The 240-nt window shown below is 49.2% G+C and carries 1 protein-coding gene; it reads left to right on the forward strand.

Going from position 1 to position 240, the window contains the following annotated elements:
- On the forward strand, positions 1 to 240 hold a 240-nt coding region (locus tag AAEY75_RS16885; RefSeq protein WP_352260323.1), incomplete at both ends, for a peptidoglycan DD-metalloendopeptidase family protein.

Raw genomic sequence — 240 nt, forward strand, 5'->3', positions numbered from 1 at the left:
TAACGGCCAACGCGACATCGGGCTATGATTATCCAAGTCGTAACCAAGTGGTTCGCAACTTTGATGCGGCAGCCGGTAACATGGGCATGTGGTTCGCTGGTAACGAAGGTGATCCTGTGCTTGCCAGCCAATCTGGTACTGTATTGTATTCGGGCAATGGTCTACCAGAGTATGGTAACCTCATCATGATTCGCCACAGCGATAATTACATCACCGCCTACGCTCACAATAGTCAATTAC

Source organism: Psychrobacter sp. TB55-MNA-CIBAN-0194 (assembly GCF_040309505.1).
Lineage (GTDB): Bacteria > Pseudomonadota > Gammaproteobacteria > Pseudomonadales > Moraxellaceae > Psychrobacter > Psychrobacter fozii.